At 43.8% G+C, this 22604-nt stretch carries 25 protein-coding genes; 17 read left to right on the top strand and 8 right to left on the bottom strand.

The genetic code is table 11. The annotated features are described in order from the left end of the window. Positions 1 to 67 precede the first annotated feature (67 nt). The 4 genes from ATG70_RS17445 to fhuF are packed head-to-tail and all read left to right on the top strand — an operon-like array spanning position 68 to position 3664. Complete coding sequence (locus ATG70_RS17445) at positions 68 to 1078, top strand: FecCD family ABC transporter permease (RefSeq protein WP_098445515.1); 1011 nt, start codon at positions 68 to 70, stop codon at positions 1076 to 1078. Continuing rightward, positions 1075 to 2124 (top strand): FecCD family ABC transporter permease, encoded by a 1050-nt coding sequence (locus ATG70_RS17440; protein ID WP_098445514.1) that lies wholly within the window; start codon positions 1075 to 1077, stop codon positions 2122 to 2124. Before ATG70_RS17445 ends, ATG70_RS17440 begins: the two co-directional genes overlap by 4 nt. A 12-nt stretch (positions 2125 to 2136) precedes the next feature. Further along, positions 2137 to 2952, top strand: a complete 816-nt coding sequence (locus tag ATG70_RS17435) for an ABC transporter ATP-binding protein (protein ID WP_098445513.1) — start codon at positions 2137 to 2139, stop codon at positions 2950 to 2952. Then, on the top strand, positions 2930 to 3664 hold the full coding sequence (fhuF, locus tag ATG70_RS17430) for a siderophore-iron reductase FhuF (protein ID WP_179886317.1): 735 nt from the start codon (positions 2930 to 2932) through the stop codon (positions 3662 to 3664). The genes ATG70_RS17435 and fhuF overlap by 23 nt, the downstream gene beginning before the upstream one ends. A 66-nt stretch (positions 3665 to 3730) precedes the next feature. On the opposite strand, the gene ATG70_RS17425 is transcribed toward fhuF, so the two are convergent. The 3 genes from ATG70_RS17425 to ATG70_RS17415 form a co-directional block, all read right to left on the bottom strand. Further along, entirely contained in the window at positions 3731 to 4624 is an 894-nt protein-coding gene (locus ATG70_RS17425) for a DMT family transporter (RefSeq protein WP_257147746.1), read from the bottom strand. A gap of 24 nt (positions 4625 to 4648) precedes the next feature. Next, complete coding sequence (locus ATG70_RS17420) at positions 4649 to 6100, bottom strand: amidase (protein WP_257147745.1); 1452 nt, start codon at positions 6098 to 6100, stop codon at positions 4649 to 4651. Between the two features lie 138 nt (positions 6101 to 6238). Beyond that, the gene (locus ATG70_RS17415; RefSeq protein WP_098445511.1) at positions 6239 to 7984 is read right to left on the bottom strand and encodes a B12-binding domain-containing radical SAM protein; all 1746 of its coding nucleotides are present in this window, start codon (positions 7982 to 7984) and stop codon (positions 6239 to 6241) included. A 147-nt stretch (positions 7985 to 8131) separates the two neighbouring features. On the opposite strand from ATG70_RS17415, the gene ATG70_RS17410 reads away from it, so the two are divergent. From ATG70_RS17410 to ATG70_RS17400, 3 genes are all read left to right on the top strand, one after another. Beyond that, on the top strand, positions 8132 to 9178 hold the full coding sequence (locus ATG70_RS17410) for a class I SAM-dependent methyltransferase (RefSeq protein ID WP_257147744.1): 1047 nt from the start codon (positions 8132 to 8134) through the stop codon (positions 9176 to 9178). A gap of 63 nt (positions 9179 to 9241) precedes the next feature. Then, positions 9242 to 9715 (top strand): glutathione peroxidase, encoded by a 474-nt coding sequence (locus ATG70_RS17405; RefSeq protein WP_098445510.1) that lies wholly within the window; start codon positions 9242 to 9244, stop codon positions 9713 to 9715. Between the two features lie 55 nt (positions 9716 to 9770). Further along, complete coding sequence (locus ATG70_RS17400; RefSeq protein WP_098445509.1) at positions 9771 to 9965, top strand: hypothetical protein; 195 nt, start codon at positions 9771 to 9773, stop codon at positions 9963 to 9965. Positions 9966 to 10003: 38 nt separating this feature from the next. Here the strand turns inward: ATG70_RS17400 and ATG70_RS17395 are convergent, their stop codons facing one another. After that, positions 10004 to 10627, bottom strand: coding sequence for a DUF429 domain-containing protein (locus ATG70_RS17395; RefSeq protein ID WP_098445508.1), 624 nt, complete (start codon positions 10625 to 10627; stop codon positions 10004 to 10006). Between the two features lie 104 nt (positions 10628 to 10731). On the opposite strand from ATG70_RS17395, the gene ATG70_RS17390 reads away from it, so the two are divergent. The 6 genes from ATG70_RS17390 to fumC all read left to right on the top strand — a co-directional run bounded on the left by ATG70_RS17390 (position 10732) and on the right by fumC (position 17499). After that, a complete protein-coding gene (locus ATG70_RS17390; RefSeq protein WP_098445507.1) occupies positions 10732 to 11793 on the top strand; it encodes an FUSC family protein in 1062 nt (353 codons plus the stop codon). Then, positions 11777 to 12139, top strand: coding sequence for an SLAP domain-containing protein (locus ATG70_RS17385; RefSeq protein ID WP_179886316.1), 363 nt, complete (start codon positions 11777 to 11779; stop codon positions 12137 to 12139). The genes ATG70_RS17390 and ATG70_RS17385 overlap by 17 nt, the downstream gene beginning before the upstream one ends. A gap of 234 nt (positions 12140 to 12373) precedes the next feature. Further along, entirely contained in the window at positions 12374 to 13348 is a 975-nt protein-coding gene (locus ATG70_RS17380) for a TAXI family TRAP transporter solute-binding subunit (protein ID WP_098445505.1), read from the top strand. Between the two features lie 36 nt (positions 13349 to 13384). Beyond that, positions 13385 to 13939 carry a DUF1850 domain-containing protein gene (locus tag ATG70_RS17375; RefSeq protein ID WP_098445504.1) on the top strand — a complete coding sequence of 185 codons (555 nt, stop codon included), beginning with the start codon at positions 13385 to 13387 and terminating at the stop codon, positions 13937 to 13939. A 40-nt stretch (positions 13940 to 13979) separates the two neighbouring features. Further along, the gene (locus tag ATG70_RS17370) at positions 13980 to 15926 is read left to right on the top strand and encodes a TRAP transporter permease (protein ID WP_098445877.1); all 1947 of its coding nucleotides are present in this window, start codon (positions 13980 to 13982) and stop codon (positions 15924 to 15926) included. A 184-nt stretch (positions 15927 to 16110) separates the two neighbouring features. Next, positions 16111 to 17499: a class II fumarate hydratase gene (gene fumC / locus ATG70_RS17365; protein ID WP_098445503.1), complete on the top strand. Its 1389-nt coding sequence runs from the start codon at positions 16111 to 16113 to the stop codon at positions 17497 to 17499. 58 nt (positions 17500 to 17557) lie between these two features. Here the strand turns inward: fumC and ATG70_RS17360 are convergent, their stop codons facing one another. Further along, complete coding sequence (locus ATG70_RS17360; protein ID WP_098445502.1) at positions 17558 to 17749, bottom strand: hypothetical protein; 192 nt, start codon at positions 17747 to 17749, stop codon at positions 17558 to 17560. Between the two features lie 232 nt (positions 17750 to 17981). Between ATG70_RS17360 and ATG70_RS17355 the strand changes: the two genes are divergently transcribed. Continuing rightward, positions 17982 to 18977 carry a sigma-70 family RNA polymerase sigma factor gene (locus ATG70_RS17355; protein WP_098445501.1) on the top strand — a complete coding sequence of 332 codons (996 nt, stop codon included), beginning with the start codon at positions 17982 to 17984 and terminating at the stop codon, positions 18975 to 18977. 166 nt (positions 18978 to 19143) lie between these two features. Here the strand turns inward: ATG70_RS17355 and ATG70_RS17350 are convergent, their stop codons facing one another. Continuing rightward, on the bottom strand, positions 19144 to 19491 hold the full coding sequence (locus ATG70_RS17350; RefSeq protein WP_098445500.1) for a general stress protein: 348 nt from the start codon (positions 19489 to 19491) through the stop codon (positions 19144 to 19146). 195 nt (positions 19492 to 19686) lie between these two features. Here ATG70_RS17350 and ATG70_RS17345 point away from each other — a divergent pair, with 195 nt between their 5' ends. Beyond that, a complete protein-coding gene (locus ATG70_RS17345) occupies positions 19687 to 20067 on the top strand; it encodes a DUF1499 domain-containing protein (protein ID WP_098445499.1) in 381 nt (126 codons plus the stop codon). Positions 20068 to 20106: 39 nt separating this feature from the next. On the opposite strand, the gene ATG70_RS17340 is transcribed toward ATG70_RS17345, so the two are convergent. After that, positions 20107 to 20928, bottom strand: coding sequence for a TerC family protein (locus tag ATG70_RS17340; protein ID WP_098445498.1), 822 nt, complete (start codon positions 20926 to 20928; stop codon positions 20107 to 20109). Positions 20929 to 21103: 175 nt separating this feature from the next. Here ATG70_RS17340 and ATG70_RS17335 point away from each other — a divergent pair, with 175 nt between their 5' ends. Continuing rightward, positions 21104 to 21625, top strand: a complete 522-nt coding sequence (locus ATG70_RS17335; RefSeq protein WP_098445876.1) for a type 1 glutamine amidotransferase domain-containing protein — start codon at positions 21104 to 21106, stop codon at positions 21623 to 21625. Positions 21626 to 21669: 44 nt separating this feature from the next. Here the strand turns inward: ATG70_RS17335 and ATG70_RS17330 are convergent, their stop codons facing one another. Next, entirely contained in the window at positions 21670 to 22218 is a 549-nt protein-coding gene (locus ATG70_RS17330) for a beta-class carbonic anhydrase (RefSeq protein WP_098445497.1), read from the bottom strand. Between the two features lie 93 nt (positions 22219 to 22311). Between ATG70_RS17330 and ATG70_RS17325 the strand changes: the two genes are divergently transcribed. Continuing rightward, positions 22312 to 22602 carry a DUF5327 family protein gene (locus ATG70_RS17325; protein WP_098445496.1) on the top strand — a complete coding sequence of 97 codons (291 nt, stop codon included), beginning with the start codon at positions 22312 to 22314 and terminating at the stop codon, positions 22600 to 22602. Positions 22603 to 22604: the final 2 nt, after the last annotated feature.

Raw genomic sequence — 22604 nt, 5'->3', positions numbered from 1 at the left:
ATTCATTGACACGTTTTCATTCTTTTTTTACACTTATAAAGGATGATGAAGAAAGGGATTAACCTTTATGACACATAAATTACATTCAGTAAATAGAAAATGGTTCGGGATTGTGATTGGCTTACTGCTTGTCATGATGTTGATGGTGGCAAGCGTTGTATATGGACTAACGAGCATTACCTGGTCAACCGCCTGGCGGGCGTTTACGCAATTTGATGGAAGCAATGCCCATATTATTATTATTGAAAATCGCGTACCGCGAGCGTTAATTGGCGCCGCTGTAGGTGCAAGTCTCGCTGTTGCGGGTGCGCTTATGCAGGCAATTACACGTAACCCTCTCGCATCACCATCAATACTAGGCGTAAATGCAGGGGCGAGTTTTGTCATTGTAATTGCCGTTACGTTCTTTTCCGTTTCCTCACTTACGACGTTTAGCTGGTTAGCGTTTCTTGGAGCGGCGTTTGCCTCAATCCTCGTTTATGTACTTGGCTCACTTGGAAGAGAAGGACTTACGCCGATGAAGCTGACGCTTGCTGGTGCAGCGATGGCAGCGATGTTTTCCTCGTTAACGCAGGGTATGCTCGTTTTAAATGAAAAGGCTCTTGAAGACGTTCTCTTTTGGCTTGCTGGGTCTATTGAAGGACGTAGTCTAGCCATGCTTTATTCGGTGCTCCCGTATATTGGAATCGGTTTAATTGGTGCACTTCTTATCAGTACAAAAATTAATACGCTCGTCATCGGAGAAGATGTCGCAAAAGGGCTAGGCCAACGTACGCTTCTTGTAAAAGCGGGTGCTGCACTTTTCATTGTATTTCTTGCAGGCGGTTCTGTAGCCGTAGCAGGGCCTATTGGATTTATCGGCATTGTGGTGCCGCACCTGGCTCGCTTTTTTACTGGCCCAGATTACCGCTGGGTCATTCCCTATAGTGCGATACTAGGCGCAATACTACTGCTATCTGCAGACATTGCGGCGCGTTATGTTATTTTGCCGCTTGAAGCGCCTGTTGGCGTATTAACAGCTGTGATCGGTACACCGTTCTTTATATATATTGCTCGAAGGGAGTTTAAACAGCTATGATGAAATACACTTCCTTTCGAATGAAAGCTATTTCTTTTTTACTCGATCGCCGTGCATTATGGGTGATCGCTGGACTCGTTGGTGCGGTTATCGTAACTGCGCTCCTTAGTATCGGTCTTGGTGAGATTTTTATGACACCAGACCAAGTGGTTAAGGCGCTGTTTGGGTATGGTGATGAAATGAATAAGCTTGTCGTAAAACAGTTTCGCTTCCCGAGGATTGCCATGGCGATTTTAGCAGGAGCTGCTCTTGCCGTGTCAGGAGCGATCCTACAGGGGATGATTCGAAATCCGCTTGCTTCTCCTGATATTCTCGGTATCACTTGGGGCGGTGCGCTTGCGACAATTGGCTTTTTAACAGTGTTTAGTGATAAGGCGAATGCGCTAACAGTCAGCATTCAGTGGATGCCGCTTGCATCCTTTACTGGAGCGGTTTTAGCAGGTTTTCTCGTATTTATTTTATCCTGGAAAAACGGCATTTCACCGATTCGATTAGTCCTGATTGGAATTGGCTTAACGGCGTTACTGCAGGCACTAACAACGCTATTAATGATCGTTGGACCAATTTATCGAGCATCTGATGCTAATATTTGGATTACGGGGAGCGTTCATGGAACTAATGGACAGGATGTGCTTACGCTCTTACCGTGGGTTGTCATCCTGATGATTCTGCTCATGGTTTACTCTAGAAGTGTGAACTTACAAGAGCTTGGTGACGATGTGGCAAAAGGAGCAGGCGCTATGCTTTTAAAAGACCGCATCGTTCTCCTTTTAATCAGTACGGCACTTGCAGGAGGGGCTGTTGCATTCGCAGGTGGCGTTGGCTTTGTTGGCTTAATGGCACCTCATATTGCAAGAAAGTTAGTGGGCTCTTCTTTTGGTGTGCTTGTTCCTGTTTCAGCCCTTGTCGGCAGCATGCTTGTCATGATCGCAGACTTAATTGGACGCACGCTTTTTTCACCGCTTGAAGTTCCAGCAGGTGTGTTTACGGCAGCGATTGGCGCACCGTATTTTATCTATTTATTGTATCGTTCGAGAAACAAATAAGGAGGTGGCGGCATGTACGCACTGCAAACGAAAGATTTAACGCTTGGATATGGAGAACAAACGGTCATTGATCAGCTGAACTTACTCATCCCAAAAGGAGAAATGAGCGTTTTAATTGGTGGGAATGGCTGCGGAAAATCAACGCTTTTACGAAGTCTTGCCCGTCTATTAAAGCCGCATTCAGGTGGCATCGTTCTGGATGGAGAGGCGATCTCAAATAAGCCAACGAAAGAAATTGCCCGGAAAATGGCCATTCTTCCCCAATCCCCTGTCGCCCCTGAAGGACTGACGGTTCTGCAGCTCGTGAAACAGGGTCGTTATCCGTATCAATCCTGGTTCAGTCAGTGGTCAGAAGACGATGAAGCCGCTGTGCAAAAAGCACTTAAGGCGACGCATATGGAAGACTTTGCAGAGCGCGATGTCGATTCACTATCCGGAGGCCAGCGTCAGCGTGCGTGGATTGCCCTTACCCTTGCTCAAGATACGGACATTATTTTGCTAGATGAACCGACAACATATCTCGATCTCGCGCATCAAGTAGAAGTACTCGATTTACTTTTTGAATTAAATAAAGAAGATAACCGGACAATTTTGATGGTGCTACACGATTTAAATCTGGCGTGTCGCTATGCGGATCATGTTATTGCAGTAAAAGATAAAGGCATTTATGACCAGGGGAAGCCTGAAGACATTGTAAATGTTGATCTTGTGGAACGTGTATTTGGCCTTCAGTGTGACATTATTGAAGATCCACTATTTGGGACGCCGCTTTGTGTGCCACATGGTAAAGGGAGGAAGGTTAATCGTGCAAGAGCAACTGGTATTTAGCAGAGAGGAGAAAGAGAAGTTAGAGCAACTGCGCCTTACGTTTGGTGGAAAAGGGGAACACACTGCTCAACAACTTTTGGATTCCGAACAGTTAAAAGCATTACTTGAACGACTTGTGTCAGAAGGCCATTTTCCATCGGTGATTGTCGCAGGGTCACAGTTCATGAAGCGATATGGGTTTATGACATTAGCGCCGATTCTATACGCCTTTACGATGTGGGATAAACCGATCCTTGCCGGACCTGATGAGCTGGAGATTGCCATGAATACGCAGGCGGCGGTGATGCAGGTAACGGTTCCGAATTCGTTGAAGAGAAGTGAAAAGGAGCGGGTGGATATTAGAGCAGAGCTTGCGAATAAGCTCATTAATGAGAACCTTGCTCCATTCGTAGAAACGATGGTGAAAGCAACGAAACTATCCGCAGCGATTCTTTGGGAGAATGCGGCGATTTACCTTTTTTGGGTCTATGAAACACTCATTCCATCCGAAGGGAATGCGGAGCAGGTAAGTCGAGCGAAAAAAGACTTTCATTACCTGCTGAAAGAGTTTAACTGCACAAGTTTTACTTGCGGTGCGAACCCGTTCATGCCGTATTATTCAGAAAAAGTAGAGCGAGATGACGGACCAATCCGCTTCCGCCGCACGTGCTGCTTGTATGATCAAATCTCAGAAGGCGGCGCATGCTGTAAGACGTGTCCAAAGGCGCAGTGACAGGCACTGCCCGCTTTAGCTCGAATGATGTCGAAATAGCCAGGCGCGCCCATGAGGGGCGCCTGGCTATTTTTTCGGTTTTCTTTTGGTTTTATAGCTTCTAATAAAAAGATAGAGACCTGTAATGATAATCCCGCCACCGATCCATTGCATGGTGTGCAGTTTCTCGCCCAGGATAAAATACGCGAGAATACTAGCGCCGATTGGTTCAAATAGAATGCTCATTGAAATCACGTTCACGCTTACCCACTTTACTGCCCAATTCAGGAGTGAATGCCCAAGCAACGTAGGGAAGATGGCGAGTAAAAGAAAGTATCCCCAGTCTGAAGAAGGATACGAAAAGAAAGGGTAGTGTAATAGTATGTTATAGAGTATAAGGGTCAGTGCTGCGATTCCATAAACAATGAACGTATAGGGAATAAGGTCCAAACGCTTGCGAATGTTTTGTCCAAATAGAAGGTAGCCGGTAACCATTGCACAAGCAGTAAGGGCAAGAAGATCTCCCCATAGGGCCATTCCACTAATTCGAAAGTCACCCCAGCTTATAACAATCGATCCTGCCACAGCTGTCACCCCTCCAGCAATCGCTAGAAGGGTGAGTTTTTCTTTAAAGAACAAATACGTTCCGATAAAGGCAAACAGTGGCTGCAGTGTAACAAGAACGACCGAACTTGCGACAGACGTGTAATTTAATGACTCAAACCAGAGGATAAAGTGAAATGCGAGACTGATGCCCGCAAGACTACCAAACCCCCAATCTGACTTTTTAATTTGTCTAAATGAATCACGATAATTTCGTAGCACAAGTGGCAACATGATCAGAATCGCGAAAGCAAGACGGTACATCGCTATGACTGAAGCTGGTGCTGAAGCGAGCTTTACGATGACAGCGGAAGTGGAAATAAATAAAATAGCGATCATAATTGCAAAATAAGGCTTTGTGTGTTGATTCGTAAACAATTCGTAGTCAATCCTCCCGACAACTTAAACGAGTTCTGCCTCAACCTCTTCTTTTTTAGAATCGTGTTTCTGACAGCGTTGATAACCACCGATGCGCTGCTCAATCTGTTCACCTAGCTGAAAGAGCGCCTCTTCATGACCAACCCGACTTACGAGCTGTACACCAATCGGGAGCCCTTCCTTGCTCATTCCAATTGGTATGGTCAGGGAAGGAAGGCCCCATACATTCGCATAAGCAATGTATGGCATGTAGTTTAAGAATGTTTTCCGAATAGAGAACAGCTCTTGATATAGCTCTCCATGAAGGGGGGCTGGAGAATGATAAACAGGCATAATTAAAATGCGGTCATCCAAGTAATCGTCTAGTAGTTCATCTCCACGTTTTAGTGAAGCATGAATTTGTTTCATTTGTTTTTGATTCGGTTTAAAAAGTTTTGTGCCGATGAGTGCCCAGGAAAGGTAAGAATGGACATCTGAACTTCGGAAGAGCTTTTCTTTCATAAACTCACTGAACGGACTAGCTTTCTCATTGTCTGACATGAGTTTAGCCATATCGGCTCCACCGTCAACGGACATCATTTGTTGCCACATATGAGCCGCTTCTTCAAAAAAAGGAGGATTTGCCTGTTCCTCAGCAAGTTCTCCATCGAATGCGTCTCTGATGCTAGCAATCAACTGAAAGGTTTCTCGATTAATTGGATAGCGATGATGAGGAACAGGATAGACAAGCTTAAAATCATCGAGATTTCGCGCTGATGGCGGTTCGTAAGCAATAATCTCATTAATTAACCTTGCATCCTGGACGGACTTACTCATGGCACCGATGCCAAGCATGCGCTCTTGCTCGGGCTTATCGATGTAAGGAAAATTTCCTTCCTGTGATACCTGGCGATTGCCGGATTTAAAGCCGACAATGCCATTAAAGTGAGACGGGAATCGAATTGAACCGCCAATATCAGCTCCAAGTCCAACTGCGGCCCCACCTGATGCGATTAAAGCACCTTCTCCACCACTTGATCCCCCAGCGGTTCTAGTCACGTCCCACGGATTATTCGTTCGACCGTAGTGCTTGTTATCGGTTTCCTGACAAAAACAAAGGGCAGGTGTATTCGTTTTTCCTAATAGGATGGCCCCTTCTGTCCGAAGGCGTTTCACCACTTCAGCATCTTCCTTTTCTCGTGAGCCTGCTCGATAGCTCAGGCCACCCGTTGTCGCCATGTTTTTGACATGGAAACATTCTTTGACGCTAATTGGAACGCCGAATAATCGGCCTTTGGCTTCTCCAGTCGTAAGGGTATAATCGGCCTTTTTTGCTTCTTCAATCGCTTCATTAAAGCGATCTTCTACAAGACAATTCAGGATAGGGTTAATCGTATTTAAATGATCAATATACGTTCGAACAGCATGGTACGACGAAATTTCGCGTCTGGAAATCTTCTTCGACAGGGACAGGGCATCCATTTCTAATAGTCTCATGCTATCCCTCCATTATTTACCGGCCTATCCTCCGGCTTGGTTAGTTATCCTATTCGTCTTGAACAGATAAAATCCTTTATTTGGGGTATCTACTCAATGGAAAAGACATTTCGAAAACATCGAAATGCCTTTGTGAACCTACATCGCAATAGAAGAATCGGCAGGAAGTTTTCCATAAAATAAGTTCCGTTCATTCGTCTTTGGATGATAGTGAACAAGTAAAATTGTTTTCTCTGCTTGCCCATTTATAGAACGAGGTAAAAGTTCAATGACAGTGTGCTTATGAAGCTCTCGCTCTGATAGACTTACTGATTGGTAAGAAGAGCCAAGGATAGCGGGTTGTTCGCTAACAAGCTTCAATAAAGCAGCTTCTGACTCTTTTTCTAACCGGTCGCTCCACCAAACGGTTCGCGGTTTTTGCTTTGAGTTTGATAAATAATCGATTTTCATTAGTGTGGATAAATGTTCATGGTGATGAGGCGCATGCATCTTAATAAAATCAGCGAGCCGTCGGAAAAGATCTTCAAGCTGATGGCCGATACGAGACCAGCCTTTTCCTTCCCAATAGTTACCAAATGCCTGAAAGAAATCAAATGGCGATGAAAAAACCTCAGTTACAAGATATTCAATCGTTGCATCCATTCGGTGATCATTCCAGTATTTTTCGAGCACATCTTCAACCTGTTTAATGCGAATAACGTCATCAAAAGAAAGAACGTTATTACCGAGAATTTCATAAGGGGCATTGTCCATGTAAAGATAGCCGTGTTTCTCAGCACTCAGTCGTACACCGGTGCCACGCAACATTTTTAAAAAGCCGAGCTGAAGCTCTTCAGGGCGAAATGAGAAGACGTCGTTAAATGTTTTACGAAACGAAGCGTAATCTTCTTCGGGAAGGCCAGCGATTAAATCAAGGTGCTGATCAATTTTACCCCCATCTTTTACCATCGTCACCGTTCTAGCGAGCTTTTCAAAATTTTGTTTCCGCATGACGAGTTCATTTGTTGCGTCATTTGTTGACTGAATTCCGATCTCAAAGCGAAAGAGACCGGGCGGAGCTTCGCGGTTGAGAAATTCGAGTACTTCAGGACGCATAATGTCAGCGGTAATTTCAAACTGGAAGACGCAGCCAGGGCGATGCTCATCAATCAGAAATTGGAACATATCGATTGCATAATTTCGTCTAATGTTAAAGGTTCTATCCACGAATTTAATCGTCTTTGCGCCGTTGTCCATTAAGAACCGCAGCTCTTCCTTCATTCTTTCGACAGGAAAGTATCTAACGCCGACTTCAATTGAAGATAAACAGAACTGGCAGGAGTACGGGCATCCGCGACTCGTTTCCACATAGGTGACGCGACGACCGAGATCAGCAAGATCCTCTTCGAATCGAAACGGAGATGGAATTTCGCTTAGGCTAAGCTTTGGTGCTGGTGGATTAATCTGGTTTTCTCCATCTTTTCGATAAGCGATGCCTTTTACATTTTCAACAGAGCTGCCCGTTTCAATAGAGTGAAGAAGTTCTTTAAACGTCACTTCTCCTTCTCCCATAACAATGTAGTCGGCCTGTGGAATGCGATCAAGCCACTCATACACATCATATGACACTTCTGGTCCGCCAAGTACAATCGTAAGGGAAGGATTCACTTTTTTTAACATTTCAATGACGGGAATGGTCTCCTCAATGTTCCAGATGTAGCAGCTAAAACCAATCACATCAGCTTTCATACTGTGAAGATCACTAACGATATTCATAATGGGATCTTTAATCGTATATTCTGCCATCTGTACATCGTAGTCAGGGGCAGCGGAGGCTTTTAGGTAACGCAATGCGAGACATGTGTGAATAAACTTCGCATTTAACGTACTTACAACAATCTTCATTATTTTCCAACTCCTGCATTGTTAATCTTCTTATTATATCACCAGAATGGGTTCTTTTCTTAAGAAAAATACGTTTGACCATTCGCGAAATATTTGAAATGAAAGCGCTTTCGTGAGAAAATAAATAAAAACTGGGGAGTGACGCAATTGGAACTTGCTTCAATAACGCCCGAACACCCTTTTTCTGAACAGGACTTTGAGTACACAGCGCTCATGCCAACCTATCGCGTTGATTTAAGAAATCCTCGTAATGAACAGTTGGATCGTTTTGTAAATGCCAATGTTGTTCGTGACTGGTCAGAACTGTCATGGAAACAGGTAGGAAGGCCATTTGAAGTAAAGAAGCTTGCAAAAGAACGGAAAGATTGGGAAGCGGAGCATGAGCAGGATATGCCGGTCAAAACGTCTTGGGAGTACTTTAACCGCTCGTTCCATAACCTTTTCATGCAGGATGTTCCAGCTGAACAGCAGCGGTTAAAAACTTCTCTGAAAGATAATTTCAAAGGCTTTCATCTTCGCGATGTGAAGCATGGGCTAGGGGAGATGGTTCGCCTGTCTCTTTGGAACTATGTGCACCGAATTGAAGATGGAATCTGGGATCCGAGAGGAAAGCGAGCTCTTTTTGAAGGGCTTGATGTGAAAAACCCTCGTATTCTCTTTCTTGGCGCTGCGGAAGGATATGAGGCGATGCAGCTTCATGCGATGTATCCAGGTGGAGAAGTTGTCATGGTCGATTATGATGCGTTTTGTAAAACGGATCGTTTTGGTCATTTTCCAAATTCGTATCCTTTTCTCGGTACAAATCCACAAACCGGCGGTCCGAAAGTTTGGTACAAAGATCAGATGAATATTAGCTATCTTGTAAAAGATATCCGCGACCTCGATTTTCATAAAGAGTTTGATATTGTGTTGAGCGTTGGTTTGCTTGAGCATGTACCTGATGAGCATAAACCAGCGATACTAGACTGGCATCGAAAGTTTGTGAAGGATAATGGGTATGTGATCATGACGACGCCTCGCAACCAGATGAAGTCGCGTATATATTATCACGTCATGGCCGATATGATGAATCATACGTATCGTGAGCTTATGGATATCCGTCAGATGGGGCTCTATGCTTATGAGAACGGGATGGATATTGTTAGACACGGCTATATTAAGGTGCATAATGGGATTATTGCACGAGCGCGCTAAATGCTAGCACTCTATTCAGAACTATGATAAAAGTGGGGTGAGACAATTACTAGGAGGGGTAACATGAGTGTCCATTCATTCACTGCAGAAACACTTCAAGGGAAAGAAATGCCGCTTTCAGAATATAGCGGAAAGGTTCTTCTTATTGTCAATACGGCAAGCAAATGTGGGTTAACCCCACAATATGAAGGGCTCCAGGAGCTGTATACGTCGCTTGAAGACAAGCCTTTTGAAATTCTAGGATTTCCTTGTAACCAGTTTGGCGAGCAGGAACCTGGATCGAAGGAAGATATTGAGGAATTCTGTTCAATAAACTATGGCGTCAGTTTTCCAATGTTCGCTAAAATCGATGTGAACGGCGTAAATGCTCATCCTTTATACAAGTATTTAACGCAGGAAGCGCCAGGGATCGAACACGGTGATATTCCATGGAACTTTACGAAGTTTCTCGTAAATCAAAATGGTGAGGTTGTAAAACGCTATGAACCTAAGACTGAGCCGGGTGAGCTAAAGGAAGATATCGAGGAAATGCTCTAAACAAGGTTCGGAAATTGTCGAAACGGGGTATATCATTTCTGAGGTGATAATCAAAATGAAATGGTGGATTCCGTTTTGCTATATGATTGGCACGTTTTCAGGAGCGATGCTCAGTGGGTGGGGCATGGACCGTGAGTGGGATGTGTTTCCTTCATTTGCGATGGCAATTACAGCATTTTTTATAGGAATATTTTATATTGTCGTTCGCGACGTCGTTCCAAAAGTCTTTGATGAGACCCTACGTAACTAGTACGCAGGGTTTTTTTCTTATGTCAAAAGCTTCTTATGTTAACAACTCATATCAAATGGGTGAAACGGGGGTTCCGCTTGATAGAGAAACTCTGATTTTCCTTCATGCCATTTCCAGGCGGCATACGCAGCCAGGCAGGCATCAAAAGAGTGCGAGGACTGAAGCGCTTTTTCTGGAATTCCGGTCATCCCTTCGCTCTCGAGAAAGTTTCTTAGCTCATAGCGTGAATCAATGTCTGTTTTGTAGGCGAGAACGGCTTCCAAACGCGCGCGTAATCCAATCGCAGCTCCAGGATGAACCTCAACGATATGGGCATTCGCTTCAAGACCTCTGGAGAGCGAAATCCCTCTTAATGTTAAATACACCATCCGCGTCATCGTCGGTGTCATAATTGAGCCGCTTCGCATCCCGGCTTTCAAAATCCGCTGTCTGAGGGCACGGTCGGATGGACGATCGCCGCCACCTGGTTGATAGGAAAGTGGCGCATCTATTCCGATCGTTACATCTTTTTTGCCTCTGAATTGTTCGTAGATTTTTTCATCCGTAGCGCCTTCAAATAACTGCACAAACGAAAGCTGTGCAGCGTTCCCCTCGAAAATCGCTAGTGACGTATCTTTCGTGTTTGATGGTCCTGATAAGTCAATGCCAGCATACTGATTCATAACCGCTCTCCTTCTATCCGATTTAATTAAACATAAGTGGAAAATGGGTTCGTGTAAACCATGAGCGTACGTTATAATGAAGGAATAGAAACGGACTGATACGAATGATAGACATTAAGCATAAAGTATTTAAATTTGTTGGTGGACGTATTTTAAAAACAGGACTGGCGGCATTTCTGACCGCCTGGATTTGTGATGCGCTTGGACTACCTGTTCTTTTTGCGGTCATAACCGCGATTGTAACAGTTGAACCGACGGCATCTGATTCCATTAAAAAAGGACTTGTGCGCTTTCCTGCCGCGGCGATCGGCGCTGGATTTGCGATGCTGTTTGAATCTTTTTTACATCAATCGCCCTTCACGTTTGCGTTAGCCGCAACCTTCACGCTAATCGCCTGTCATAAGCTTGGGCTTGATGACGGGATGCTCGTCGCAACGCTCACAGCTGTGGCGATGATTCCAGATACAACAGGCGATTACATGACCTCTTTTGTGGGCAGACTCAGTACGACGTTAATCGGCATTGTCGTTTCAACGGCTGTTAACTATTTTGTGATGCCCCCTAAATTCCATACGATGATCAATCAGGCTGTTAAGCGTCTGTACAAGAATGCAGGTGATTTATTAGACCAAATTATCATTGACCTGCCCCATGCCAAAAGACAGACACTTGTTTACCAGCGATTAAGTCGCGATCTTGAACGAACGTATAAATTGATTTCATATCAGCGAGAAGAGTGGAAATATCGCAGGCACAGCATTCATGAAGTGCGTAATTTTTCAGTTGTTCTAAAAAAGCTCGAATACTTACAGAAGATCCTTTACCATCTTGGCAATATGTTGTTTACCGATACGAAAAACACAATTGATCAAGACGATCATCGTATTATTATTGAAGCAGGTCGTTCGATTTCAAAAGCGTTTCATAATCCTTCTGTCCAGAATTCAGAAGCGCATTTGGAAAGCATTGAAAAACTTGATCAGTTGTTTCACGATCTGGATGACACAAGGGATGAAACAACTGATCCGCGTCATCATTTTACCGGAAAGATGATTGTGATCTTTGAATTATTATCTTTAAATGATGTGATTGATGATCTTTCAATTTTAGTGGAGAAAGAGAAAAGGTACAAAAGTAGGGGGGATAAACGTGACGCTGATCTTTGAGGAAAAGTGGGATCGTACGATTGCGGAGCGCGATCGTAGAATGTATCAGGACATTTATGCAAAGCATCCGATACAAGAGGGAAAGTTACAGTTTATTCCGGTTCGGATCGCGTTCAACCACCGGAATGACTTACTCGCTTCTGTCTGTATCGTAAATGGCAGAGATGACTGGAAGCTCGAAGACCGTTTGCTGTCTTATTTTGAACAGAATACGCTTATAGCGGAGAAGCGTTTTACTCACGAGCTAACGGTGCAAGCGAACACAGCTGTACCATGGACATTTATTTTTACCCCTGAGACGATGGTTCGACAAGCAACACTGCAAAACTGGGAAATTTCTGATTAAATTGATAAAAAACCACAAATTGAAATCCATGTTTTTATGCGATTTCGTGTTCTTTCGACAGGACTTGAACCAAGATTTCTAGTCGAAAAAAAACGAATGAAGTAGAAACGTGGATTTTTTTGTATTAGTACAGATTTCGTGTGAGGCGTTGTAATTTAACAGCCTGTACCAATTGCAGGAACAATATGGTATAGTAAATTTGAAATTTTCTAATTATTGAAGGGGGAGAATGGCATGGGAAAGAAAAAGTTGATGAGTTTGTTTGTCGTCGTGCTATCGATGGCAATGATACTCGGTGCTTGTGGAGGGTCTGATTCAGAAGGAGAAGCGAACGGATCCCCTTCAGAGCTAAGTTTATTAACTGGTGGTACGGGAGGAACTTATTTTCCTTTAGGTGGTGAGCTTGCGAATATTATTCAAGATGAAACAGATATTGAAAGTGCAAATGCTCAGTCCTCTGGTGCTTCTGTTGAAAATATGCAGATTCTCCAAGATGGCGATGCAGACGTTGCGTTTACGCAAACAGATATCGCAGCTTATGCAACAAACGGTGAACTGATGTTTGAAGATGGAAAAGTAGACAATATCCAGGCAATTGGAACGCTTTATCCTGAAACAATTCAAATCGTAACGCTTGAGGAAAGCGGCATTGCCTCTGTAGATGAATTAAAAGGAAAGAAAGTATCGGTTGGAGCACCAGGAAGTGGAACATACGCGAATGCGGAGCAAGTGCTCGCAGCTCATGACATCACAATGGATGATATCGATGCGCAGCACCTAGCATTTGATGAGTCAACAGAAGGTATTCAAGACGGTACAATTGACGCTGCCTTTATTACATCAGGTACACCGACAGGCGCAGTCGAAGGACTATCTGCACAAAAGCAGGTAACAATCCTACCAATCGAACAAGATAAAATCGATAAGTTGATTGAAGAGCACCCGTACTATGCAGAAGATACGGTGAAAAGCGGAACTTATGGCCTAGAGAGCGATGTAAAAACAGTTGCCGTTCTTGCGATGCTTGTAGCTCGTTCCGATCTTGATGAAGATTACGTGTATCAAGTGACGAAAGCGATCTTTGATAACTCTGATAAAATCACCCATGCAAAAGGGGAGTTCATTACAGCTGATTCCGCACTAGAGGGTGTTGGCATTGATCTTCATCCTGGTGCTAAGAAATATTTTGATGAAAAAGGTGTCGAGTAAGCAAGAATCTATAAAAAAAGGATGTGACGGACGCAGGTGAAAAGCCTGCGTCTTCTTACGATGAAACCTTCTGATTCAACAAAACAGTTTATGTATCAAACGTCGATCGCCCTTGTACTCATCTTAATCGTTTTTCTTTATCCGTTTTTTCCCGTAGTGGCTCTTGAAAAAGGAGAGTCCGGCAAAGTGATTGCATATGTGCCATTTGAAGATAATCCAGCGAACTTTGACATTCGCTACACACACTCCGTTCACAAAACGCCGGTGCAGGAATCGTATTATGTATCGGAATCAGGTGAAATCGTGCAGTATGAACTGGCGTATGAGAATTTTGCGATCGGGATGCCTTCTCATGCAGATGCAGGAGAGCGTTTTGTCCAAGATGAAGAGGGATATAAAATCAAAGATATGAACCGAAAGTTTCCGTTTATTGATCTTAGAACGGGACAGGTTGTAGCCAACCACGTCCTTCTTGTACAAGATAAAGAAATTGAATTAAGTCGGATTATCGAACCAGGATCATGGCTTCATCTTGAATCAGAAAACATTAGTTTATGGCAGTGGATGAAAGGAGTGAACGTACTTGAGTGAGAAAGATCAGCCTCCGAAAACGAAGCAAGATAAAGAGCAGATGACAGACGAACAAACGCAGGAACTAATGGCGAAATTCGATCCTGAAGCAGGGCATCGAAGGCTGACGGGTATTCTTGGATGGATCGCTCTTGCCGGGCTTGTAGGTTTTTCTGTATTTCAGCTTTATACGGCCATATTTGGCGTCTTTACAGCCCAGCTGCAGCGCTCCATTCACTTAGCATTTGCGCTCGGCCTTATTTTTCTTTTATTCCCAGCTTCCAAAAAGAAGCTACGTGATAAAACAAAAGGAAGGTTTCAAGTAGCCTGGTACGATGGGCTTCTTGCGATTATTGGCGTGTACGTGGGAATGTACTGGCCGCTAAACTTCGAAGAACTTGTTTTCAGAGTTGGGCGTTTAACAACGCTCGATTTAATCGTCGGTTTTCTTGCGATCGTACTCGTGCTAGAAGCCACTCGTCGCGTTGTAGGCTTGCCAATCACAATCATTACATCAATCTTTTTGCTTTATGCTTACCTTGGCCCTTATATGCCTGGATTTCTACAGCATCGCGGGTTAAGCCTCGACCGAATTATTCGCTCCATGTACTATACGACAGAAGGAATTTTAGGGACGCCGCTCGGGGTGTCTTCAACCTTCATTTTCCTCTTCCTTCTCTTTGGCGCTTTTCTCGTCAAAACGGGGGTTGGGCAGTATTTCAATGATCTCGCCTTAGTCATTGCAGGAAAGCGTGTTGGTGGTCCTGCAAAAGTAGCGATCTTCTCAAGTGCGCTTCAAGGAACGATTAGCGGAAGCTCGGTTGCGAACGTTGTTACGTCTGGATCATTTACAATCCCAATGATGAAGCGCCTCGGTTATCGAAAAGAGTTCGCTGGTGGTGTTGAGGCAGCGGCTTCGACAGGTGGCCAGCTTATGCCACCGATTATGGGCGCTGCGGCGTTTCTTATGGTGGAATTTATCGGAGGCATAACGTACTGGGAAATTGCGAAAGCGGCCACGATTCCTGCCTTGCTTTATTTTACAGGAATCTGGATTATGACTCATTTTGAAGCAAAGCGGATTGGATTACGAGGATTAACGGAAGATGAAATGCCAAACCGAAAAGCCGTGCTTGCTAGGATCTATCTTCTTTTTCCAATCGTCGCCGTTATCTTCTTTTTAATGTCAGGTACGTCCGTGACGCGTGCGGCTCTTTATGCGATCTTATCTGCGATTATTGTAGGAGCGATTAATAAAGAGACGCGCATGGGAATTGGTGATTTTATTGATGCTCTTGCGAACGGTGCGCGAACGGCCTTAGGTGTAGCGGCTGCAACGGCTGCAGCGGGTATGATTGTTGGTGTCGTGACGCTTACCGGACTCGGATTAAAGCTCGCGAATAGCCTCGTTTCTCTTTCGGGGGAAAATTTACTGCTCACGCTTTTCTTCACAATGATCGCCTCGCTTATTCTCGGAATGGGATCACCCACGACGGCAAACTATGTGATTACATCGACGATTGCGGCCCCGGCTTTAATCGTATTATCTGTACCTGAGCTTTCAGCGCATATGTTTGTGTTCTATTTCGGAATAGTCGCTGATATTACACCGCCAGTTGCGCTCGCAGCATTTGCGGCAGCAGGGGTGTCGGGAGGAGAGCCGCTTAGAACAGGGGTGCAATCCGCCAAGCTAGCAATCGCCGCGTTTATCATTCCATACATTTTCGTGCTCTCACCTGAGCTCATGATGATTGATACGACATGGCAAAGCCTTCTCTGGGTGCTCTTTACATCCTTAACGGGCATGATTAGTATTGGCGCTGGTATGATTGGTTACTGGTACCGTCGTACACATATTGTTGAGCGGATCGCAGCTGTAGCGGCAGGTGTGATGCTCATCTATCCGGAAGGTTCAACAGACCTTGTTGGACTTGGACTCTTTATTGCCCTCCTTGCACTTCAACTGTTGATTAAGCAAGATGAGAAAAAAGAAGTTGCGAATGCTTAAGAAGTCGCTCAGCGTATGAGCGGCTTTTTCTATGTAAAAATGCTCGTATCTCCTGATTCCCGGTAATGGGAGAGTGTGTTATGATGAAAGCGTCGTCATAAATAGAATTTTATTGAAGAGAAAGGACTTCTCTTCTTTTTATCGAAGTGGAACCTGTTAGCTTATACTCTGAAGGAGGATCACAATGGATTATCGAATTGAACGAGACACAATTGGAGAAATCAAAGTACCAGCAGATAAAATGTGGGGTGCACAGACGCAACGAAGCAAGCAGAACTTTAAAATCGGCAATGAGCAAATGCCGCTTGAAGTAGTAAAAGCATTTGCAATGTTGAAAAAGGGCGCAGCACTCGCAAATCAGCGTCTTGGTAAGCTTGAAGATGTGAAAGCTGAAGCCATTGTGAAGGCAGCGGATGAAGTCATTAATGGGGATCATAATGAACACTTCCCACTCGTTGTATGGCAGACTGGAAGTGGAACGCAGTCCAACATGAATATGAATGAAGTGCTCGCATTTCGTGCGAATGAACTTTTACAGGAACAGGGGAGTGAAGAACGTATTCATCCAAATGATGACGTGAACAAGTCCCAATCTTCCAATGATACGTTCCCAACAGCGCTGCACGTTGCGGCTGTTCTTTCTGTTGAGGATCATCTTTATCCAGCTCTTATTGAGCTGAAAGAAACGCTCTATCAAAAAATGCAGGACAATGAACATATTATTAAAATTGGACGTACGCACCTTCAAGATGCAACGCCACTTACGCTCGGTCAAGAAATTAGTGGCTGGCATCGTATGCTTGTGAAGTGTGAGAATATGCTTCTTGAAAGTGTGAAATACATGAAGGAGCTTGCGATTGGTGGAACAGCGGTAGGAACTGGACTAAATGCCCATCCGAAGTTCGGAGACATGGTAGCGGAAGAAATTAGCAAAATGACGGACAAGACGTTCGCATCAGCTGAAAATAAATTCCATGCGCTTACAAGTCACGATGAAATTGTCCACGTACATGGTACGCTAAAGGCGCTTGCGGCGGATCTAATGAAAATCGCAAACGACGTGCGCTGGCTTGCAAGTGGCCCACGCTGTGGAATTGGTGAACTGACAATTCCAGCGAATGAGCCGGGAAGCTCCATCATGCCAGGAAAAGTAAACCCTACACAGAGTGAGGCGCTTACGATGGTAGCGGCTCAAGTGATGGGGAATGACGCAACAATCGGTTTTTCAGCGAGTCAGGGGAACTTTGAATTAAACGTCTTTAAGCCAGTTATTATTTATAACTTCCTGCAGTCATCGCGTTTACTCGCAGACGGAATGAAGTCCTTTAATGATAAGTGTGCAGTAGGTATTGAGCCGAATAAAGAAGTCATTCAAGATTACTTGAAAAATTCGCTTATGCTTGTAACAGCTTTGAACCCGCATATCGGTTATGAAAATGCGGCAAAAATTGCGAAAAAAGCGCATGAAGATGGTACAACGCTACGTGAATCAGCTCTTGAGAGCGGCCTTCTGACAGCGGAGCAGTTCGATGAGATCGTTCGTCCTGAAGATATGATTGCACCAAAAGAATAAATCAAAAAGCGGGATCCCAGTGATCCCGCTTTTCGTTTCTTTCAGGAGTGGAAAGCGGTTACACTTTCCGGGGTAAAATGGCCATGATGCCTTTGTAGATCAAGACAAGTGCAAATAGCAGCGCTGCTAGAAAGCCAACAACTTCGAAGACCGGATTAAGACTCTCGAGGAATGAATCTGCTTCAGACAAACGAAGTAATGCAAACCCAGCAATCATAGCGGCTACGAAAAGCAATGTTCGATCCAACATATCAGCACTCCCTTTGAAAGAAATATTTTTATTGCCCTACAAATATATGCGGAGGGAGACGAGCGAAGAACTAATTTTTTAGGGGGGTCTGGCTCCTGTCTGACCCCCTACACATACATTTGTCCTCCTACAAAAGACAAAGTCCAAAATAAGAGAAAATTTTCGTTTTGTTGACGGAATCAATGGATGGGAAACGTCTATATAAGTGAAAGAGCTAGTGAGGTGAAACAAGTTGACGGAATCAATTGTAGAATGGCAGACAGAAGAAGGGTTTCGAGAGGTGGTAAGTCGCTATGCAAATGCACTCTATGCCGTTTCTTATAGTGTTCTTGGGGACTACCATCTCGCCCAAGATGTTGCGCAAGAAGCATTTATAAAAGCCTACTTGAAGCGCCATTCACTGGACAATCCAGAGAAGATAGGAAGCTGGTTAACGAGTATTGCTCGAAATCTAAGTCTGGATTTAAAAAGAAAACGAAAGCGGATGGTACAAGTGGTGGAGCAGTCGTTTCAAGAAAAGGCAATTTTTCAGTTGCTTGAAACGAAAGAAGTAGAAACAAGCGACCTTGTTTGGCAAGCGCTATATGAACTGAAAGAAGATGTTCGAACTTCTGTTGTTCTTCATTACATGGGAGGGTATTCGATGGCAGAGATTGCTTCCATGTTAGCTTGCTCCACCTCTGCAATTGAGAGTCGAATTCGAAGAGCTAGAGCAAAGATGAAAAAGGAGATGAATGAGATGGTTGAAAAGAATTTAAGTGAGCAAAACGTTGGGGAAGAATTTGAGCGAAAAGTATTTAAAGAACTGCGTCTTCGCAGTGCCTTATTCGATCAAGTGGAGTTAACGAACGCTAATTTCATGAATTCAAACTTAGCTCAATCGATATTTACTGATGCTTATATGGTAGAAGCGACGTTTACAAATATGAATATGTGCGGAATTTCATTTCGAGATATTGATCTTAGTGACCTAAAAGTCGAGGATGCCCAAATGGGTGGCGCGGTTTTTCGAAATATTGGGTTACCACCTAAAGATCATTTTGCAGCGGGAAGAAGAGAAGAGCACATGCCGATTCTTTTTGAGAAATGTGACCTTCATGGGAGCACATTGACAGGTTGTAATTTAAAAGGTGTGAAGGTGGAGAAGTCAGAAGTGGAAGGCATGACGATTGACGGGATTTCGGTGGAAGAATTGTTGAAAGTTTATAAGGAGAAAAAGAGTGAGTGAGCTGCTTATTAGTTAGGATCATAAAGGCGAAGTAAATAATAAGGATGTAGTGCAACACTTTAAAGCGGTAGGGGTCAGGCTCGTACCTGACCCCTACCGGCGCACCACCGCAAAAAAAGCCGCTGATTCAACACCGAATCAGCGGCTTTTCCTTATTCTTTATTCCTTACTTCCACTCTGTTACTTTATCTGTATCTGTCACGAACATGAAGATCTTACCTTTGTCCATTTCGTCTTCATAGCGCTCAGATTCTTCTTTCGAAAATCCGATTTCTTGCATTTTGCTGCGCAGTTCGTCGCCTTTTTTACTAAATACGTTCTTCAGGCTGCTAAGCCCCATTTCTTTTTTACCGATCGTGTTTGCATCAACACCGTCTGCAACGCGATTTGTGCGGTCATCGTCATGGGAAAGCACGTAGATGTCATCTTTTGAGACGCCGATATTGCTTAGCTCCTCGATATCACTTTTTAGTTTCTCATCGTTTTGATATTCACGTACTACTGGTCTACTCACAATATTGCCTCCTTCAAAGATTAAAATCCTGTTTTTTTGATTACACGAGTACTATTCACGCTATAAGAGAGTTCTAAACGAGAAATTTGCACATCAATGTGCTGCTTTTTTAAGATATAGTAAGGCATAATAAGTTCAAATGGTGAAGTGATAGGGTATAGATAGAATAGAAAAAGATTATTGGAGGCGATCAAAGTGAGTTCAGAACAATTAGGCGTGAAAGAAGGGAAACTTGCTCCCTGTCCAGATAAACCAAACTGCGTATCGAGTCAAAGTACTGACGAGAAACATGGGATGAAGCCAATTCCGTATAACGGGACGGCAGAAGAAGCATTAACAAAGTTAAAAACAATCCTAACCAATCGAAAGCGCACTGAAATTGTAGAAGCTGATACACACTACATACGTGCGGAGGAGAAGTCAAAACTGTTTAAATTCGTTGATGATATCGAATTTTACATTGATACAGCAAGCGAAAATATTCATTTTCGTTCCGCTTCTCGGACCGGCTACTCAGATATGGGTGTTAATAAAAAGCGGATGAATGAAATAAGAGAAGCGTTTCAGAATGCATAAAAATAGCAGGTGCCAAGTTAGGCACCTGTTGTTTTTTAATTAAAAATCATTCGCTTCCTCATTTTCTTCTTCAAGCGTATCTTCATTCTCGTCTTCTCGTTCTGTTTCCTTACGTTCTGAAGATAAAAACCAGCCGCCAAGGGCAATGGCAACTAGGACACCCCAGAACGTGATTTTCCACGCTGTTTCTTTCGGGAAATCTTCTGCGAGGATGCCTAGGTTTGGATGCGCAAGCGTATAGACAGCGAGCTTTACACCAACCCAGCCGACAATCGCAAACGCTGCGGTTTCTAACCCAGGCTTACGATGCAAAAGCCTCACAAAATAATTTGCAGCGAATCGCATAATAATCAGCCCAACAATTCCTCCTGTTAAGATCACAAGGAATTGACCACCATCCATGCCACCAATTCGAGGTAAATTTGTATTTGGAAGCGTTAATGCTAAGGCGACGGCCGCCAAAATGGAATCAACTGCAAAAGCAATATCAGCAAGCTCTACTTTTAGAACGGTTGTCCAAAAGCCAGCCCCTTGCTGAGAATTCTTTTCCTTTTTGCTTTCTTTTCGATCGTTTAAGAAAAACTTTTTAACAAGATGATTTAAACTGAGAAACAGCAAGTAAATGGCGCCAATGGCCTGTACCTGCCAAATATCGACGAGAAAAGAAATGATGAAGAGAGAGCCAAAGCGAAAGACAAATGCTCCGCCAAGTCCATAAAACAAGGCTTTTTTGCGCTTTTTGGGATCAAGGTGCTTTACCATAATGGCCATGACGAGTGCATTGTCTGCTGCTAGCACCCCTTCAAGACCGATTAAAACGAGTAGCACCCAGGCATATTCCAGTAAAAGACCAACATCCATGGTTATCTCTCCTTTACCTTCTCATTAGTATTCCCAGATGGACAGGACCATACTAGAGAATACATGCTTAAAAAGGGAGATCTATCCTGAGTAGGATTCAGTTCTGATAAAGATGAACGTTAATCGTTTTGAAATCGAAGAAAAATGGTATAAGGTAAGGAGTGGAGGTGGAAGTATGCGTTTAGAAAATAAGAAAATCATTAGTCTTGTTCATCATGAATATGAAGATCTAGAGCTAACCTATCCTTATTATCGTCTTATTGAAGAAGGCGCAACGGTTCATTACGTTGGTGAGAAAGCAGGAGAGAAGTATGTTGGAAAATACGGTGTACCGGTCGTTTCCGATTATGCTTATGCAGATATTAACCCTGCAGACTACGACGCGATTCTTGTTCCAGGTGGCTGGGCACCAGATAAAATCCGCCGTTTCCCGGAAGTATTAAAAATGGTACAGCATATGGAAGAAAATAAGAAACCAATCGGCCAGATTTGCCATGCCGGATGGGTCTTAATTTCTGCTAAGGTGTTAGAAGGAAAGAAAGTAACGAGTACGCCAGGCATCCGTGATGATATGGAAAATGCCGGCGCTACGTGGATTGATGAGCCTGTTGTTGTTGATGGTCATCTTGTATCTGCGCGTCGCCCGCCGGATCTTCCACAGTACGGAAAAGCCTTTGCTGACCTTTTAGCGAAATAATAGTGAAAAAGCGCGCGTCTCAATTGAGGCGCGCGCTTTTAATATTATTCTGTCACTTGATCTAACTTTCCAGTTGCAGGGTCAATCACAAGTCCGTGAACAGGAAGGTCTTTTGGAAGTAGTGGATGATTCTGGATCATCGAAACGCTATCGCGTACGCCGTCTTGAACCGTTGTAAAACCTTGGAGCCAAGAATGAAGATCGATTCCAACGTGTTTCATGGAAGCGACCACTTCTTTTGTTACGCTATCTTCCATTTTATGAAGAAGCTCATCTGGATTAACTTTCCCCATGCCACAGTCGTGGTGGCCAATGACCCATACTTCCTCAGCCTGAAGTTCATAGACCGCTACAAGAATACTGCGCATAATACTACCGAATGGGTGACTCACCACAGCGCCAGCGTTTTTTACAATTTTCACGTCACCATTTTTTAAATTCATTGCGCGTGGAAGAAGTTCCACAAGACGCGTATCCATGCAAGAAAGAATGACGATTTTTTTGTCTGGCAGGCCAGTTGTCTCAAACGGAACATATTCCTTGTTATTTACAAATTCCTCATTAAATTTCAGTACTTCATGAAGAGTATCCATTGGTTAATCTCCTTCTTAACTAATTTTTTTCATTTCGTTTGTAGTTTGGTACACTAGGGATAAAAGATCCTTCACTAAAAGGAGTTTACTGATATGAAAGATATCCCGATTGATCAGCTGATTCAGCAAATGAATACGCGTATGAAACAGCTTACTTATAACGTTGAAGAAAATGATGCGGATGTAAACGGCATTCGTGAAGAGCTCATTGCGATTAAAACGTACTGCGACATGCTACTGCAGGCATCTGGAAGCAGTCGTCCAAAGACTCCTTCTGCACCTGCCCCTAAGCCGCTCCAACAAGCCGCACCCGTTCAACAATCTCTTGCATCAAAACCGATGAAAGACGATAATGCGAACGAAGATTCAATCTTTGACTTTTAACG

Source organism: Bacillus sp. es.036 (assembly GCF_002563635.1).
GTDB lineage: Bacteria > Bacillota > Bacilli > Bacillales > Guptibacillaceae > Guptibacillus.
This window is presented reverse-complemented; position numbering and strand designations above follow the sequence as displayed.

Coding starts and splice junctions, on each gene's coding strand:
- ATG70_RS17330 (WP_098445497.1), bottom strand. CDS start 22,218: ATGGATACTCTTCATGAAGTACTGAAATTTAATGAGGAATTTGTAAAT.
- ATG70_RS17360 (WP_098445502.1), bottom strand. CDS start 17,749: ATGTTGGATCGAACATTGCTTTTCGTAGCCGCTATGATTGCTGGGTTT.
- ATG70_RS17415 (WP_098445511.1), bottom strand. CDS start 7,984: ATGAAGATTGTTGTAAGTACGTTAAATGCGAAGTTTATTCACACATGT.
- ATG70_RS17405 (WP_098445510.1), top strand. CDS start 9,242: ATGAGTGTCCATTCATTCACTGCAGAAACACTTCAAGGGAAAGAAATG.
- fumC (WP_098445503.1), top strand. CDS start 16,111: ATGGATTATCGAATTGAACGAGACACAATTGGAGAAATCAAAGTACCA.
- ATG70_RS17335 (WP_098445876.1), top strand. CDS start 21,104: ATGCGTTTAGAAAATAAGAAAATCATTAGTCTTGTTCATCATGAATAT.
- ATG70_RS17380 (WP_098445505.1), top strand. CDS start 12,374: ATGGGAAAGAAAAAGTTGATGAGTTTGTTTGTCGTCGTGCTATCGATG.
- ATG70_RS17325 (WP_098445496.1), top strand. CDS start 22,312: ATGAAAGATATCCCGATTGATCAGCTGATTCAGCAAATGAATACGCGT.
- ATG70_RS17400 (WP_098445509.1), top strand. CDS start 9,771: ATGAAATGGTGGATTCCGTTTTGCTATATGATTGGCACGTTTTCAGGA.
- ATG70_RS17445 (WP_098445515.1), top strand. CDS start 68: ATGACACATAAATTACATTCAGTAAATAGAAAATGGTTCGGGATTGTG.
- ATG70_RS17390 (WP_098445507.1), top strand. CDS start 10,732: ATGATAGACATTAAGCATAAAGTATTTAAATTTGTTGGTGGACGTATT.
- ATG70_RS17370 (WP_098445877.1), top strand. CDS start 13,980: ATGACAGACGAACAAACGCAGGAACTAATGGCGAAATTCGATCCTGAA.
- ATG70_RS17440 (WP_098445514.1), top strand. CDS start 1,075: ATGATGAAATACACTTCCTTTCGAATGAAAGCTATTTCTTTTTTACTC.
- ATG70_RS17435 (WP_098445513.1), top strand. CDS start 2,137: ATGTACGCACTGCAAACGAAAGATTTAACGCTTGGATATGGAGAACAA.
- ATG70_RS17420 (WP_257147745.1), bottom strand. CDS start 6,100: ATGAGACTATTAGAAATGGATGCCCTGTCCCTGTCGAAGAAGATTTCC.
- ATG70_RS17340 (WP_098445498.1), bottom strand. CDS start 20,928: ATGGATGTTGGTCTTTTACTGGAATATGCCTGGGTGCTACTCGTTTTA.
- ATG70_RS17395 (WP_098445508.1), bottom strand. CDS start 10,627: ATGAATCAGTATGCTGGCATTGACTTATCAGGACCATCAAACACGAAA.